The sequence below is a fragment of the Streptomyces sediminimaris genome, assembly GCF_047049295.1.
GTDB lineage: Bacteria > Actinomycetota > Actinomycetes > Streptomycetales > Streptomycetaceae > Streptomyces > Streptomyces sediminimaris.
This window is the reverse complement of the sequence record NZ_JBJWOT010000001.1, coordinates 5808064-5824462: the sequence shown is the minus strand read 5'-3', so window position 1 is coordinate 5824462 and position 16399 is coordinate 5808064. Positions and strand designations below refer to the sequence as shown.

At 71.5% G+C, this 16399-nt stretch carries 10 protein-coding genes; 6 read left to right on the top strand and 4 right to left on the bottom strand.

Annotation, left to right across the window (positions count from 1 at the left end; all coding sequences use genetic code 11):
* Nucleotides 1–40: 40 nt before the first annotated feature.
* A complete protein-coding gene (locus tag ACJ9NR_RS27140; protein ID WP_412492342.1) occupies nucleotides 41–559 on the top strand; it encodes a DUF1990 domain-containing protein in 519 nt (172 codons plus the stop codon).
* Nucleotides 560–680: 121 nt separating this feature from the next.
* Here the strand turns inward: ACJ9NR_RS27140 and ACJ9NR_RS27135 are convergent, their stop codons facing one another.
* Nucleotides 681–3299, bottom strand: a complete 2619-nt coding sequence (locus ACJ9NR_RS27135; protein ID WP_412492343.1) for a glycosyltransferase family 1 protein — start codon at nucleotides 3297–3299, stop codon at nucleotides 681–683.
* Between the two features lie 316 nt (nucleotides 3300–3615).
* Here ACJ9NR_RS27135 and ACJ9NR_RS27130 point away from each other — a divergent pair, with 316 nt between their 5' ends.
* From ACJ9NR_RS27130 to glgB, 5 genes are all read left to right on the top strand, one after another.
* Entirely contained in the window at nucleotides 3616–4821 is a 1206-nt protein-coding gene (locus tag ACJ9NR_RS27130) for a S8 family peptidase (RefSeq protein WP_412492344.1), read from the top strand.
* A gap of 236 nt (nucleotides 4822–5057) precedes the next feature.
* Complete coding sequence (locus tag ACJ9NR_RS27125) at nucleotides 5058–7085, top strand: alpha-1,4-glucan--maltose-1-phosphate maltosyltransferase (RefSeq protein ID WP_412492345.1); 2028 nt, start codon at nucleotides 5058–5060, stop codon at nucleotides 7083–7085.
* Nucleotides 7082–8782 (top strand): maltose alpha-D-glucosyltransferase, encoded by a 1701-nt coding sequence (gene treS / locus ACJ9NR_RS27120; protein WP_412492346.1) that lies wholly within the window; start codon nucleotides 7082–7084, stop codon nucleotides 8780–8782. Before ACJ9NR_RS27125 ends, treS begins: the two co-directional genes overlap by 4 nt.
* 94 nt (nucleotides 8783–8876) lie before the next feature.
* Nucleotides 8877–10271, top strand: a complete 1395-nt coding sequence (locus tag ACJ9NR_RS27115) for a maltokinase N-terminal cap-like domain-containing protein (RefSeq protein WP_412492347.1) — start codon at nucleotides 8877–8879, stop codon at nucleotides 10269–10271.
* Nucleotides 10272–10293: 22 nt separating this feature from the next.
* Nucleotides 10294–13113 (top strand): 1,4-alpha-glucan branching enzyme, encoded by a 2820-nt coding sequence (glgB, locus tag ACJ9NR_RS27110; protein ID WP_412492348.1) that lies wholly within the window; start codon nucleotides 10294–10296, stop codon nucleotides 13111–13113.
* Between the two features lie 108 nt (nucleotides 13114–13221).
* On the opposite strand, the gene ACJ9NR_RS27105 is transcribed toward glgB, so the two are convergent.
* The 3 genes from ACJ9NR_RS27105 to ACJ9NR_RS27095 all read right to left on the bottom strand — a co-directional run bounded on the left by ACJ9NR_RS27105 (nucleotide 13222) and on the right by ACJ9NR_RS27095 (nucleotide 16338).
* Nucleotides 13222–15444, bottom strand: coding sequence for a HelD family protein (locus ACJ9NR_RS27105; RefSeq protein ID WP_412492349.1), 2223 nt, complete (start codon nucleotides 15442–15444; stop codon nucleotides 13222–13224).
* Between the two features lie 199 nt (nucleotides 15445–15643).
* Nucleotides 15644–15958, bottom strand: coding sequence for a thioredoxin (gene trxA / locus ACJ9NR_RS27100; RefSeq protein ID WP_412492350.1), 315 nt, complete (start codon nucleotides 15956–15958; stop codon nucleotides 15644–15646).
* Entirely contained in the window at nucleotides 15955–16338 is a 384-nt protein-coding gene (locus ACJ9NR_RS27095; protein ID WP_412492351.1) for a MerR family transcriptional regulator, read from the bottom strand. The genes trxA and ACJ9NR_RS27095 overlap by 4 nt, the downstream gene beginning before the upstream one ends.
* Nucleotides 16339–16399: the final 61 nt, after the last annotated feature.

The window sequence follows — 16399 nt, the reverse complement described above, 5'->3', positions numbered from 1 at the left end:
AGCGCGGCAGCTCCCGGGTACCGCCCTACTCTTGGTTGCCATGCGCCTGGAGGACTTCACCTACGACGACGTCGGCGGGACCCGCCGCGGCGGTTTCTGCCCGCCGGGTTTCCATCCGATGCATGTCCGCGCGCGCGTCGGGGAGGGCGAGAAGGCCTTCCGCAGAGCCGCCGAGGCGGTGCTGACCTGGGAGATGCACCGCGAACTGGGCGTGGGCGTCGAGACGAGCGCGGACCGGGCGGCGCCCGGGGTCGATGTCACGGTGAGCTTCGCCGGGCTGATCAAGGCGCCCTGCCGCGTCGTCTACACGGTCGAGGAGCCCCGCCGGGCCGGCTGGGCCTACGGCACGCTGGCCGGCCATCCGGAGTGCGGCGAGGAGGCGTTCGTCGTGGACCGCACCGGCGACGGCACGGTGTGGCTGACCCTGGACGCCTTCAGCCGCGCGGCGAAGTGGTACGCCCGTGCGGGCGGCCCTGCGACGCGCGGCGTCCAGCATGTCTACGCACGGCGGTGCGGGAACGTGCTGAGGCGGATGTGCGCCCCCTACTCGGAGGTGTGATTCCGCCCCGGTCCGCACTCGGAGGTGTGATTCCGCCCCGGTCCGCACTCGGAGGTGTGCGTCCGCCCCGGTCCGCACTCGGAGGTGTGCGTCCGCCCCGGTCCGCGGATGTGCACCGCGCTCACCGCATCAGCACCCCGCCTCCCTCGCCCGTCTCCTCCGAGGGCACCGCCACCAGCCCCAGCTCCGCGCCGGAGGCCAGCAGCCGGTGCGCGGGCAGGATGCGGACCGTGTAGCCGTAGGGTCCCGTGCGGTCCAGGGAGAGCGGGCCCTCGTAGACCCAGCCGCCGTCCGTGTCGGGGCCGCCCGTCGGCTTGAGCGGGACGGTCGCCGCGTCGGTGATGCGGTCCTCCTGGTCGACGCGGCCCGAGACGGCCTGGACCTCCACGTCGTCCGGGCCGAGCTCGCCGAGGGCGACGCGCACCCGCAGCGCGAGTGTGGTGCCGAGTTCCGCGGTGGCCGGGTGGGCGGACGTCTCCAGGTGGTCGACGGTGACCCCCTGCCAGGCGGCCCGCACCCGGGCCTTCCAGCCGGCCAGTTCGCGCGCGGAGCCGGGGTCCATCGCGCGGTGCGCGTGGGCGGCCGGCGTGTACAGGCGCTCGACGTACTCGCGGACCATCCGGCCGGCCAGCACCTTGGGGCCCAGCAGGGTGAGGGTCTGGCGCACCATCTCGATCCACCGGTCGGGCAGGCCGTGCCGGCCCCGCTCGTAGAAGCGGGGGGCCACCCGCTGCTCCAGCAGGTCGTAGAGCGCGCCCGCCTCTATGGCGTCGCGGTGGTCGGGATCGGTCCCGGCGCCGTCCGCGGTGGGGATCGCCCAGCCGAAGTCGGGCTGGAACCACTCGTCCCACCAGCCGTCCAGGACGGAGAGGTTGAGGCAGCCGTTGAGGGCGGCCTTCATGCCGGAGGTGCCGCAGGCCTCCAGCGGGCGCAGCGGGTTGTTGAGCCAGATGTCGCAGCCCGGGTAGAGCTTGCGCGCCATCCCCATGCCGTAGTCGGGCAGGAAGACGATGCGGTGGCGCACGCGCGGGTCGTCGGCGAACCGCACCAGCTCCTGCACCAGCCGCTTGCCGCCGTCGTCCGCCGGGTGCGCCTTGCCCGCGACCACGATCTGGACCGGGCGCTCGGGGTGCAGCAGGAGGTCCATCAGCCGGTCGCGGTCGCGCAGCATCAGGGTCAGGCGCTTGTACGAGGGAACGCGCCGCGCGAAGCCGATGGTGAGCACGTCCGGGTCCAGGACGCCGTCGATCCACCCCAGCTCGGCCGTCCCGGCACCGCGCTGGCGCCAGGAGGCGTGCAGCCGCCGGCGCACCTCGTCCACCAGCTGCTCGCGCAGGCTGCGGCGCAGTTCCCAGATGTCCAGGTCGGGAATGTCGGCCACGGCGTCCCAGCGGTCCGAGCCGCCGACGGTCAGCGCGTCCTCGGCGCGCTGGGCGCCGATCTCCCGGGCGCCGAGCCGGAAGACCTCGGGGGCGACCCAGGTGGGCGCGTGCACGCCGTTGGTGACGGAGGTGATCGGCACCTCGCCGGGGTCGAATCCGGGCCACAGGCCGGCGAACATCTCGCGGCTGACCTGGCCGTGCAGCAGGGAGACGCCGTTGGCCCGCTGGCCCAGGCGCAGGCCCATCACGGCCATGTTGAAGAGGTTCGGCTCCCCGCCGGGATAGGTCTCCATGCCGAGCCGCAGGATGTGCTCGACGTCGATGCGCGGGAGCTCGGCGTCGGGTCCGAAGTGGTGGGCGACCAGCTCGCGGTCGAAGCGGTCGATGCCGGCCGGGACGGGGGTGTGGGTGGTGAACACGGTCCCGGCCCGCACCGCCTCCAGCGCCGAGTCGAAGTCCAGTCCGCGGTCGCAGAGTTCGGCGATGCGCTCCAGGCCGAGGAAGCCGGCGTGGCCCTCGTTGGTGTGGAAGACCTCGGGCTCGGCGTGGCCGGTGAGCCGGCAGTACGTCCGCACCGCCCGTACCCCTCCTATGCCCAGCAGCATCTCCTGCAGCAGCCGGTGCTCGCTGCCGCCGCCGTAGAGCCGGTCGGTCACCCCGCGCTCGCCGAGGTCGTTCTCCTCGACGTCCGAGTCGAGCATCAGCAGCGGGACGCGGCCGACCTGGGCGTGCCAGATGCGGGCGTGCAGCTGCCGGCCCCCGGGCAGGGCGAGGGAGACCTGGGCGGGTGTGCCGTCCGCCTCCTCCAGGAGGGAGACCGGCAGCTCGTTGGGGTCGAGGACCGGGTAGTGCTCCTGCTGCCAGCCGTCCCGGGACAGGGACTGGCGGAAGTAGCCGTGCCGGTAGAGCAGGCCCACCCCGATCAGGGGCACGCCGAGATCGCTGGCCGCCTTCAGATGGTCGCCGGCGAGGATGCCGAGGCCGCCGGAGTACTGGGGCAGGGCGGCCGCGATGCCGAACTCGGGCGAGAAGTACGCGATGGCCGCGGGCAGTTCCCCGGCCTGCTCCTGGTACCAGCGGTCGCCGCTCACATAGTCGTTCAGGTCGTCCGAGACCGCGGTCAGGCGGCGCAGGAAACGACGGTCCTCGGCCAGTTCCGCGAGCCGTGCGGGGGACACGCTCCCCAGCAGCCGTACCGGATCGCCCTCGGAGGCGGCCCAGTGCTCGGGATCGACGGACTGGAACAGGTCTCGGGTCTCCGCATGCCAGGACCAGCGCAGATTGCGGGCCAGATCACTCAGCGGGCTGAGGGCCTCGGGGAGAACGGGTCGGACGGTGAATCGACGGATCGCCTTCACTTTCCACCTCGACGCGTGTCGCTGTGCGGACGCACAACACTGTGCGCCTCGTCGTCAACCTCGACGGTATCGGTGCGGAGGGCTCCGCAACCACGGCACGTCCAAGAACACCACCAACTCCTGCGAAGTCCGGAAAAAGCCGCAACCTTCATGCATGCAGCATGGCGGACATGGCCGATTCCCTCGCCATAGGCCCTCTTGTGGCCTTCTGCACCACACGAGAGGCTGCCGAGAGGCGTGGCGGACGGACCGCGGCCGGGGGCATCCCGGTGACCGGCGGTCGCCGCACGCCGAGTCGAGGAGGGGAACTCGGACCATGGCACGGACGCGATCACGGCGTCTGCGCCGGGCGGGGGGACTGACCGCGGTGGCCTGCGCCGTCGCGTTCTCGGTCGGCACCCTGCCCGCGCACGCCGCGCCCGGGGGGCGGATACTCGGCGCCGGAGGGCCCGGCGCCGTCGGCGGGAGCTACCTGGTGACGCTCAAGGGGGGAACGAACGCGTCATCGGCGACCGGAAAGGGCCTGGCCGCGAAGTACGGGGCGAGAATAAGCCACAGTTACGGCACGGTCCTCAACGGTTACGCGATCAGGGCGGGCGAGAGACAGGCCGAGCGGCTCGCGGCCGACTCCCGCGTCGCCTCGGTCGTCCAGGACACCCGGGTCACGCTCGACCGTGTCCAGAGGACCCCGCCGTCCTGGGGGCTGGACCGGATCGACCAGTCGAGCCTGCCGCTGAACAGGCGCTACACCTCGCCCGAACCGGCGGGCCGCGGGGTGACGGCGTACGTGATCGACACCGGCGTCCGGATCACCCACCGGGACTTCGGCGGCCGGGCGAGCTACGGCTGGGACTTCGTCGGCGGCGACAGGACCGCGAGCGACGGCAACGGTCACGGCACCCATGTGGCCGGCACCATCGCCGGCACCACCTTCGGCGTCGCCAAGCAGGCCAGGATCGTCTCCGTGCGCGTCCTGGACAACCACGGCTCGGGTACGACGTCGCAGGTCATCGCGGGGATCGACTGGGTGACCAGGCACGCGAGGAAGCCGGCCGTCGCCAATCTCAGCCTGGGCGGCTCCCACAACGCCCAGCTGGACGCCGCCGTACGCAACTCGATCGCCTCGGGCGTCACCTACGCCGTCGCCGCGGGGAACGACGGCCTGCCGGCGGGGCTCTCCTCCCCGGCCGACGTGCGGGAGGCGATCACGGTCGGCGCGACCGACCGGACGGACGCCCGGGCGGCCTTCTCGAACTTCGGACCGGCCGTGGACCTGTTCGCCCCGGGCGTGTCGATCACCTCGGCCTCCTACGCGAGCGACACCGGGAAGGCGACCTTCTCCGGCACGTCGATGGCGACCCCGCACGCGACCGGCGCGGCCGCCCTCTATCTGTCCGGCCACCCGCGGGCGACGCCCGCCCAGGTCGCGAAGGCGCTGGTCAGGGCGGCGGTGCCCGGCAGGGTGTCCGGCCGCGGGCTCGGCTCGCCGGACGAACTGCTGCAGGTGCCGGCCTCACCATGACAGTGATCGGGTTCGTCATCCAGGAGTACTGAGACCGGTCCCGTTCGTTCACGAACGGGACCGGTCTTGTGTGTAGACATACGAGTGAGTAGTTAACAAAGTGCCGGATTGCTCACCCGAATAGGGTGGGAAGGCTCCCCGGGTACACGACAGGCAGAACACGAAAAAACCCACGCAGGACCCACCTCCCCACAGCCATCCGCCCACCACCCACGTTGACGCGGACAGGAGCGGTCATGCCCGCCACGCACCACTCGTCGGCACCCCCGACATCCAGCGCCGAGGAAACACTCGGACGCATCCCCGTCCTCGACGTGCGGCCCGTCGTCCAGCACGGACGCAGGCCCGCCAAGGCCGTGACCGGAGAGACGTTCGAGATCTCGGCCACCGTCTTCCGCGAGGGCCACGACGCCGTCGCCGCCAATGTCGTCCTGCGGGATCCCGGCGGCCGTCCGGGCCCCTGGACCCCGATGCGGGAGCTGGCCCCGGGCACGGACCGCTGGGGCGCCACCGTGAGCGCGGGCGAGCCCGGCCGCTGGACCTACACCGTGGAGGCCTGGGGGGACCCGGTCACCACCTGGCGGCACCACGCCCAGATCAAGATCCCGGCGGGGATGGACACGGAGCTGGTGCTGGAGGAGGGCGCGCGCCTGTACGAGCGCGCCGCCGAGGGCGTCCCCGGCGGTGAGCGCGACGTGATCGCCGCCGCCGTGGCGGCGCTGCGCGACGAGCGCCGTCCGGCCGCCGCGCGTCTGGCGGCGGCGTTGACGCCGGAGGTGGACGCGGTGCTGGCGCGGCATCCGCTGCGGGAGTTCGTCACCGCCTCGCCGACGCTGGAGCTGCTGGTGGAGCGCGAGCGGGCGCTGTACGGCTCCTGGTACGAGTTCTTCCCCCGCTCCGAGGGCACCGCCGAGCAGCCGCACGGCACCTTCCGCACCGCCGCGCGCCGGCTGCCCGCGATCGCCGCGATGGGCTTCGACGTCGTCTACCTGCCCCCCATCCACCCCATCGGCACCACCTACCGCAAGGGCCGCAACAACACCCTCTCCGCCGGCCCCGACGACGTCGGCGTGCCCTGGGCGATCGGCTCCCCCGAGGGCGGCCACGACGCCGTCCACCCCCGGCTGGGCACCCCGGAGGACTTCGCCTGGTTCGTGCGCCGGGCCCGCGCCCTGGGCCTGGAGATCGCCCTCGACTTCGCCCTGCAGTGCTCCCCCGACCACCCCTGGGTGCACAAACACCCCGACTGGTTCCACCACCGCCCCGACGGCACCATCGCCTACGCCGAGAACCCGCCCAAGAAGTACCAGGACATCTACCCCCTCGCCTTCGACGCCGACGGCGAGGGCCTGCTCACCGAGACCCTGCGGGTGCTGCGGCTGTGGATGGACCACGGGGTGCGGATCTTCCGCGTGGACAACCCGCACACCAAACCGGTCGCGTTCTGGCAGCGGGTGATCGCCGACATCAACGCCACCGACCCCGACGTCATCTTCCTCGCCGAGGCCTTCACCCGCCCGGCCATGATGCACACCCTGGCCCAGATCGGCTTCCAGCAGTCCTACACCTACTTCACCTGGCGCACCACCAAGCAGGAGCTGACCGAGTACTGCACCGAACTGGCCGGCGAGGCGGCCGCCTACATGCGGCCCAACTTCTTCGTCAACACCCCCGACATCCTCCACGCCTACCTCCAGCACGGCGGCCGCCCCGCCTTCGCCGTCCGCGCCGTCCTGGCCGCCACCCTCTCCCCCACCTGGGGCGTGTACTCCGGCTACGAACTGTGCGAGAACACCCCCCTGCGCGAGGGCAGCGAGGAATACCTCGACTCCGAGAAGTACCAGCTGCGCCGGCGCGACTGGGACACCGCCGAACGCGAGGGCCGCACCCTCACCCCCCTGATCACACAGCTCAACACCATCCGGCGGGCGAACCCCGCCCTCCAGCGGCTGCGCAACCTCCACTTCCACCACGCGGACAAGGAAGAGGTGATCGTGTACTCCAAGCGGAGCGGCTCGAACACGGTTCTGGTGGTCGCCAACCTCGACCCGCACCACACCCAGGAGGCGACGGTCTCGTTGGACATGCCGCAACTCGGCCTGGCATGGCACGAGTCGGTGCCGGTGCGTGACGAACTCACCGGCGAGACCTATCACTGGGGCAGGGCCAACTACGTGCGCCTCGAACCGGGCACCCGCCCCGCGCACGTGTTCACCGTCCTGCGACCGTCCACCCCGCAGATCGGAGGGTCACCCACCTCATGATCGTCAACGAACCCGTCCCGGACACCTTCGAGGACACTCCCGCGAAGGACCGGGACCCGGACTGGTTCAAGCGCGCGGTCTTCTACGAGGTCCTCGTCCGCTCCTTCCAGGACAGCAACGGCGACGGCGTCGGCGACCTCAAGGGGATCACCGCCAAGCTCGACTACCTGCAGTGGCTGGGCGTCGACTGCCTCTGGCTGCCGCCGTTCTTCAAGTCCCCGCTGAGAGACGGCGGTTACGACGTCTCCGACTACACGGCCGTGCTGCCCGAGTTCGGCGACCTCGCCGACTTCGTCGAGTTCGTGGACGCCGCCCACCAGCGCGGCATGCGCGTCATCATCGACTTCGTCATGAACCACACCAGCGACCAGCACCCGTGGTTCCAGGAGTCCCGCAAGGACCCCGACGGGCCCTACGGCGACTACTACGTATGGGCCGACGACGACAAGCAGTTCGCGGACGCGCGGATCATCTTCGTCGACACCGAGGCCTCCAACTGGACCTTCGACCCGGTCCGCAAGCAGTACTTCTGGCACCGCTTCTTCTCCCACCAGCCGGACCTCAACTACGAGAACCCGGCCGTGCAGGAGGAGATGATCTCCGCGCTCCGCTTCTGGCTGGACCTGGGCATCGACGGTTTCCGGCTGGACGCGGTGCCCTACCTCTACCAGGAGGAGGGCACCAACTGCGAGAACCTCCCGGCCACCCACGAGTTCCTCAAGCGGGTGCGGAAAGAGATCGACGCCCACTACCCGGACACGGTGGTGCTGGCGGAGGCCAACCAGTGGCCGGAGGACGTCGTCGACTACTTCGGCGACTACCGGAGCGGCGGCGACGAGTGCCACATGGCCTTCCACTTCCCCGTCATGCCGCGCATCTTCATGGCCGTGCGCCGGGAGTCCCGCTACCCCGTCTCCGAGATCCTCGCCAAGACCCCCGCCATCCCCTCCGGCTGCCAGTGGGGCATCTTCCTGCGCAACCACGACGAGCTGACCCTGGAGATGGTCACCGACGAGGAACGCGACTACATGTGGGCCGAGTACGCCAAGGACCCCCGCATGCGCGCCAACATCGGCATCCGGCGCCGGCTCGCCCCCCTCCTCGACAACGACCGCAACCAGATCGAGCTGTTCACCGCCCTGCTGCTGTCCCTGCCGGGCTCGCCGATCCTGTACTACGGCGACGAGATCGGCATGGGCGACAACATCTGGCTCGGCGACCGCGACGCGGTCCGCACCCCGATGCAGTGGACCCCGGACCGCAACGCCGGCTTCTCCTCCTGCGACCCGGGCCGGCTCTTCCTGCCGACCATCATGGACCCCGTCTACGGCTACCAGGTCACCAACGTCGAGGCGTCGATGTCCTCCCCCTCCTCGCTGCTGCACTGGACCCGCCGGATGATCGAGATCCGCAAGCAGAACCCCGCCTTCGGCCTCGGCTCCTACACGGAACTGCCCTCCTCCAACCCGGCGGTGATCGCGTTCCTGCGGGAGTACGAGGACGACCTGGTGCTCTGTGTGAACAACTTCTCCCGTTTCGCCCAGCCCACCGAGCTGGACCTGAGCGCGTTCAACGGGCGGCACCCGGTCGAGCTCTTCGGCGGGGTCCGCTTTCCGGCCATCGGCGAGCTGCCGTACTTGCTGACCCTCGGCGGGCACGGCTTCTACTGGTTCCGGCTCCGGAGGGACCCGGTGTAGCGCCTCGAAGATCCCGGGACGGGGCGTTTCTCCTGCCCCACCCGGGGCACGCATCAGTAGCACCCCGCCCACCCGGGGAAAGGAATGTGACACCATGGCGGAGACTGTCACACTTTCCGGTACGACGAGCCCTGGCCTGCTCGCGTCCCTGGATCCACTGCTCAGGGAGTGGCTGCCACGGCAGCGCTGGTTCGCGGGCAAAGGACGTCCGGTGACCGGGTTCTCGCTGGTCGCGGCCACGGAACTGCTGCCGGTCGACAGCAGGCTGGGCCTGTACCACCTCCTGGTGCGCGCCCATCAGCCGCTCACGCTCGGCGCCGAACCCCACCCGGGTGACTGCTACCAGCTGCTGATAGGTGTGCGCGAGGCGCTGCCGCCCCGGCTGGCGCCCGCGCTGATCGGACACGTGGAGAAGGGGCCGCTCGCCGGACGCACGGTGTACGAGGCCCTGTACGACACGCGGCCCGCCGAACTGCTCCTGGAGGCACTGCGCTCACAGGCCCGGATCGGCGGGCTCCGTTTCGAGCGGGAGCCCGGCCGCGAGATCCGCACCGGGCTGGTCCCACGGGTGGTGACCGCCGAGCAGTCCAACTCGTCGGTGATCTACGGAGATACGTTCATTCTCAAGCTGCTGCGCCGGGTCGTGCCCGGTGTCAACCCCGACCTGGAGCTGCCGCTGGCGCTCGCCCGCGAGGGCTGCTCCCGGGTGCCCGCGCCGGCGGCGTGGCTGCGGGCGGAGCTGCCGGAGGAGAAGGAGCCGTATGTGCTCGGCGTCCTCCAGCCGTTCCTGCAGGGCGCGTCGGACGGCTGGGAGCTGGCGCTGCGCGAGCTTGCCAAGGGCGAGGACTTCGCCACCGAGGCGCGGGCGCTCGGCCGTGCCACCGCCGAGGTGCACACCGCGCTCGCCCGGGCGCTGCCGACGGTGACCCTGGGCCACGCCCAGACGCGGCTGCTGGCCGACGGCATGATCGAGCGCCTGGAAGCGGCGGCGCAGGCGGTGCCCGTGCTGCGACCGTACGCGCCCGCCCTGCGCTCGGAGTTCGCGGCGCTGGCCGATCTGGCCGCGGAGGGCCAGACCTGGACCGCCCAGCGCATCCACGGTGATCTGCACCTCGGACAGTGCCTGCGCTCGCCGGCCGGGCAGTGGTGGCTGATCGACTTCGAGGGCGAGCCGTCCAAACCGCTGGCCGAGCGGCGGATGCCGCAGCCCGTGGTGCGGGACATCGCGGGGATGCTGCGCTCCTTCGACTACGCCGCCCACTCCGCGCCCGCTCCGGCGCCGGACTGGGCCGACACGTGCCGGGCCGCGTACTGCTCCGGCTACGCGGAGGTCAGCGGCCGCGACCCGCGCACCGACCCGGTGCTGCTGCGCGCCTTCGAGACGGACAAGGCGATCTACGAGGTCGTCTACGAGGCCCGTCACCGTCCCGACTGGCTTTCCGTACCGATGGCGGCGATCGAGCGTTACGCCATGACAGACCTGACCTGAACTTGCCGAGGAGGCGCCGCCCGTGACCCCCCGCCCCACGTCCAGCGGTTCTGATCCGAAGAAGGCCGCGAAGGCCGCGGAGAAGGCGACCGAGCCCGATCAGCCGGTCAAGAAGGCGGCCGCGAGGAAGGTCGCCAAGAAGGCGGCCGTCAAGCAGGCGACGGCCGAGAAGGAGACGACCAAGAAGGCGAGCGCGCGCAGGACGAGCGCGACGGCACCGGCAGCGGCGAAGAAGACGGCCGCGAAGAAGACCGCGGCGCAGACCGTGGGGGACAAGACCGCGGCGAAGAGGACCGCTGCCGAGAAGCCGGTCGCGAAGAAGGCCGCCGCCAAGAAAGCCACCGCCAAGAAAGCCTCCGCGAAGAAGACCGCCGCCACCACGACCACCGCCGAGAAGGCCGCGGCGAAGAAGGCCGCGGGCAAGAAAGCCACCGCGAAGAGGACGGCCGAGACGGCAACCGCCGAGAAGGCCGCGGCGAAGAAGGCCACCGCGAAGAAGACCGCCACGACAACGGCCGCCGCGGAGCGGACCGCTGCGAAGAAGACCCCCGCCCGGCGGACCCGGGCCGAGGCGCCGGCCGGGACGGCCGCGGCCGCCGCCGGGACGGACACCGCCCCGAACCCGGCCGAACCGCCGGAGGCCCCCGCGCCGGTCTCCCCCGCCCTGGACGCCGGTGACCGCGAGCGGCTGCTGGCAGGCACCCATCACGATCCGCACACCGTGCTGGGCGCCCACAAGGTGCCCGGTGGGGTCGCCTTCCGGGCGTTCCGGCCGTACGCGCTGTCCGTGACCGTCGTCGCCGGGGAGCTGCGGGCGGAGCTGCACGACGACGGGGACGGGTTCTTCTCCGGCCTGCTGCGTCTGTCCGAGGTCCCGCCGGGCTACCGGCTGCTCGTGGCCTACGAGAGCACGGGCCAGGAGACCGAGGACGCCTACCGCTTCCTGCCCACGCTGGGCGAGCTCGACCTGCACCTGATCGGCGAGGGCCGGCACGAGGAGCTGTGGACGGTGCTCGGCGCGCACCCGATGACCCACCAGGGCGTGGCCGGCACCCGCTTCTCGGTGTGGGCGCCGAACGCACGCGGCGTGCGGGTGGCCGGCACCTTCAACTTCTGGGACGGCAGCGGGTATCCGATGCGCTCGCTCGGCTCCTCGGGAGTGTGGGAGCTGTTCGTGCCGGGGATCGGCGAGGGCGAGCTGTACAAGTTCGAGATCACCCGTCCCGACGGCTCGAAGACCCTGCGCGCCGACCCGCTGGCCCGCCGTACGGAGGCCCCGCCGAACACGTCGTCCGTCGTCACCGCCTCGCACCACGCGTGGCAGGACGCGCACTGGATCGAGCAGCGCGCGCAACGGCCCGCGCACGAGGCACCGTTCTCGGTCTACGAGGTCCATCTGCCCTCCTGGCGGCCCGGGCTGGACTACCGCCGGCTCGCCGAACAGCTGCCGCCGTACGTGAAGGACCTCGGCTTCACCCACGTCGAGCTGATGCCCATCGCCGAGCACCCCTTCGGCGGCTCCTGGGGCTACCAGGTCACCGGCTTCTACGCGCCCACGGCCCGCCTCGGCACCCCCGACGACTTCAGGTACCTGGTCGACGCGCTGCACCAGGCGGGCATCGGTGTCCTGATGGACTGGGTGCCGGCGCACTTCCCGCGCGACGACTGGGCGCTGGCCGAGTTCGACGGCCGCCCCCTGTACGAGCACGAGGACCCGCTGCGCTCGGCGCACCCCGACTGGGGCACGCTGGAGTTCGACTACGGCCGCCGCGAGGTGCGCAACTTCCTGGTGGCGAACGCCCTCTACTGGTGCCGCGAGTTCCACATCGACGGACTGCGCGTCGACGCGGTCGCCTCCATGCTCTACCTCGACTACTCGCGCGAGCCGGGCCAGTGGGTGCCGAACGAGCACGGCGGCCGGGAGAACCTGGACGCGGTGGCGTTCCTGCAGGAGATGAACGCGACCGTGTACCGGCAGGTGCCGGGCGTGGTCACGATCGCCGAGGAGTCCACGGCCTGGGACGGCGTCACCCGCGCCACCCACCACCGGGGCCCGGGCGGCTTCGGGGGCCTCGGTTTCGGACTGAAGTGGAACATGGGCTGGATGCACGACTCGCTCGACTACATGAGCCACGAGCCGGTGCACCGCAAGTACCACCACAACGAGATGACCTTCTCGATGGTGTACGCCTACAGCGAGAACTACGTGCTGCCGATCTCGCACGACGAAGTGGTGCACGGCAAGCGGTCACTGGTGTCGAAGATGCCCGGCGACTGGTGGCAGCAGCGGGCCAACCTGCGCGCCTACCTCGCCTTCATGTGGGCCCACCCCGGCAAGCAGCTCCTCTTCATGGGCCAGGAGTTCGCCCAGGGAGCGGAGTGGTCGGAGGCCCACGGCCCGGACTGGTGGCTGCTCGACCCGGCCTACGGCGCCGAGGCCGACCACCGCGGGGTGCGCGACCTGGTGCGCGACCTGAACACCGTCTACCGGCACACCCCCGCGCTGTGGCAGCGGGACATCGACCCGGCCGGCTTCCAGTGGATCGTCGGTGACGCCGCCGAGGACAACGTCTTCGCCTTCCTCCGGCTCGACGCCGACGGCGCCCCGCTCCTGTGCGTCTCCAACCTCTCCCCCGTCGTCCGCGACGGCTACCGCCTCGGCGTCCCCGACGACGTCCAGTCCTGGCACGAGACCCTCAACACCGACCTCGCCCGGTACGGCGGCAGCGACGTCACGCACCCCGACGACATCAAGCCCGAACCCCAGGGCTGGCACGGCCGCCCGGCCAGCATCACTCTGACCCTGCCGCCGCTGGCGACGGTGTGGCTGCGTCCGGCCTAGCCTCCTGGCCTCCTCGGAGTCTCTTCCAAGCGCCGGCTCCGGGCCTCTTCCGGACGCCGGACGTACCGCCCAGGGGGCAGAGCCTCCTGGGCGGTACCCGCCCTCGGGTCACGCCAACGCCGCCGCCAGAGCTCGCGGCAGCGCCCTGCTGTGCACCACGCCGAGCCGCTGCGTAGCCCGGGTGAGCGCCACGTACAGGTCGCTCGTGCCGTACAGCCCCGGCTCCACGACCAGGACCGAGTCGAACTCCAGTCCCTTCGACTGGCGCGGGTCGAGGAGGACGACGGTGTGCGTCAGGTCGGGCTCGGCCCCCGCCGTCACCCCCTCCAGCCGCGCCGCGAGCCGGCGGTGCAGGTGGCGCGGCGCGATGACCGCGAGCCGCCCGTCGGCGGGCGTCAGCTCCTCCACCGCCTTGGCCACCGCGCCGGGCAGGTCGTCGGCCGCCCGCGCCCACGGCCGCACGCCGGTGGACCGCACCGAGCCCGGCGGGGTGAAGTCCGGCCGCTCGGCCCGCACCACAGCCGCCGCGACCTCCATGATCTCGGCCGGCGTACGGTAGTTGACGCCGAGCCGGGTGTGCTCCCAGCGGTCCTCGACGTACGGGGCGAGGATGTCCGACCAGGAGCCGACGCCCGCCGCCTCCGCGGTCTGCGCCGGGTCCCCGACCAGCGTCATCGAGCGGGTCGGGCTGCGCCGCATCAGCAGCCGCCAGGCCATCGGCGACAGCTCCTGCGCCTCGTCGACGATGATGTGCCCGAAGGCCCAGGTCCGGTCGGCCGCCGCGCGCTCGGCGGCGCTGCGGTGGTCGTCCTCCTCCTGCCGTTCGGCGAACCGCTCGGCGTCGATGATGTCGTGCGCGGACAGGATCTCGGAGTCCTCCTCGTCCTTGTCCTCGAACTCGTAGGTGCGCGAGGCGTACGAGACGTCCAGCACGCCCTGCGCATAGGCGATCTGCGTCTCCCGTTCCCGCTCCGCCAGCGCCCGGCGCACCCGGTCGTCCTCGCCGAGCAGTTCGGCCGCCTCGTCCAGCAGCGGGACGTCCGCCACCGTCCACTCCCGGGTCACCGGGCGGCGGACGGCGGCCGCGTCCTCGTCGGGCAGGTAGCCGACGGGGTCGGCGAGGAAGTCGGCGACCAGCCGCTGCGGGGTCAGCCGGGGCCACAACTGGTCGATGGCGGACCACACTTCGGGATTCTCGGCGATCTCGTCGCGGATCTGGGTGATGTCGCTCGGGTCGAGCAGACTGCTGCCGTCGTAGGGGTCGGTGCCGACGCGCTCGGCGTAGAGCTCGGTGAGCGTGTTGAGGATGTGCCCCTCGAAGGTCTCGCGGGCCGCGTTGTGCGGCAGTTTCGCGGCCCGGGTGCGTTCGCGGGCGACCTTCACCAGGCCGTCGTCGAGCATCAGGACCTCACGGTCGTGCTCGATCGCGATGACCGGGTCGGGCAGCGCCTGCCAGTCGGAGACGACCTCGGCGAGCACCTGCGCCATCTCGGCGCGGCCCTTCACCGCGGCCGCCGCCCGCGTGTCGCTCGCGGTCGCCCGCACGCCGGGGAACAGCTCCCCGACCGTGGCGAGCAGGACGCCCGTCTCCCCGAGCGAGGGCAGCACCTCGCCGATGTAGCCGAGGAAGGCGGGGTTGGGCCCGACGATGAGGACGGCGCGCCGGGCGAGCAGCTCCCGGTGCTCGTAGAGCAGATACGCCGCCCGGTGCAGCGCGACGGCGGTCTTGCCCGTGCCCGGACCACCCTCCACCACCAGCACCCCGCGGTGCGGCGCCCGGATGATCTCGTCCTGCTCGGCCTGGATGGTCCGCACGATGTCGTGCATACGGCCGGTGCGCGCGGCGTCGAGCGCGGCGAGCAGCACGGCGTCCCCGGTCGGGTCCTCGTGGCCGGTCCGCTCCCGGTCCCCGAGGTCGAGGATCTCGTCGTGCAGGGCGGTGACCGTACGGCCGTCGGTGGTGATGTGCCGGCGCCTGCGCAGGCCCATCGGGGTGTGGCCGGTGGCCAGGTAGAAGGGGCGGGCGACGTCCGCGCGCCAGTCGATCAGGATCGGTGTGCGCTCGGCGTCGTCCGTGCGCAGCCCGATGCGGCCGATGTGGTGGGTCCCGCCCGGGGTGAGGTCGATCCGGCCGAAGCAGAGGGAGCCGTCCACCGCGTTCAGCGCGGCGAGCAGGCCCGAGCGCTCGGCGACCAGGATGTCCCGCTCCAGGCGGGCCTGCATGGGCGTGTTGCCCTGCGCGAGCGCGTCCGTGACGCCCGCCTCCGTGTCACCGCGCAGGGCGTCCACGCGTGCGTACAGTCCGTCGATGAATTCCTGCTCGCGCTGCATTTCACCGTCCGGATAATCGGTGTTTGACAATTCCGCTCCCGCCCGGATATACTGCGTTCAGTGAACTTCTTACGCGGCCGAGTCAATCCGTGATTGAATTGCCTTGAAGTCGCGAATCATTGAGTGTACGCAGAGAAATCCCCCGGGCGCAATTGCCCGGGGGATTTCTCTGTATTGACCGGTCTCAGGTCCCAGGGTCTCAGAGGGCGTCCTCGATCTCCTCCAGGAGCCGCCGCTTGGGCCGCGCCCCCACCATCGACCGGACCGGCTCACCGTCCCGGAACACCATGAAGGTCGGCATCGACAGCACCTTGTAGGCATTCGTGGTCATCGGATTGTGGTCCACGTTCAGCTGCACCACCTTGAGGCGATCGGCCTCCTCGGTGGCCAGGGCGCGCAGGACCGGTCCCATCTGCCGGCACGGCGGGCACCAGTCCGCCGTGAACTCCACCAGTACCGGCAACTCGGACCGGATCACCTCCGCCGTGAAATCCTCGTCCGTCACGTCGATCACAGTTCCCGCCCTCCCATTTCGCACAACGGTGGCTCGTCGGCCGCGGCCAGCCGCACGGCGATGGTCGCCCGCACGGCCGCGAGCTCGCCGATCAGCGCGTCGAGTTCGTCCAGCTTGCGCCGGTAGACCGCGAGCGAGGCCGGGCAGGAGTCGCCCTCCGGGTGCCCGGCCCGCAGGCACTCCACGAAGGGCCGCGTCTCCTCCAGGTCGAACCCGAAGTCCTGGAGCGTCCTGATCTGCCGCAGCAGCCTCAGGTCGCTCTCGTCGTAGGTGCGGTACCCGTTCGTGCCGCGCCGCGCGGGCAGCAGCCCGCGCGACTCGTAGTACCTGAGCGTCCGCGTCGTGGTCCCGGCCCGTGCGGCCAGCTCGCCGATTCGCATGGCCCCGACGGTAATCCTTGACGCCGACGTCAGGGCAACGGCGGACGCGCCGGGGCGGGGC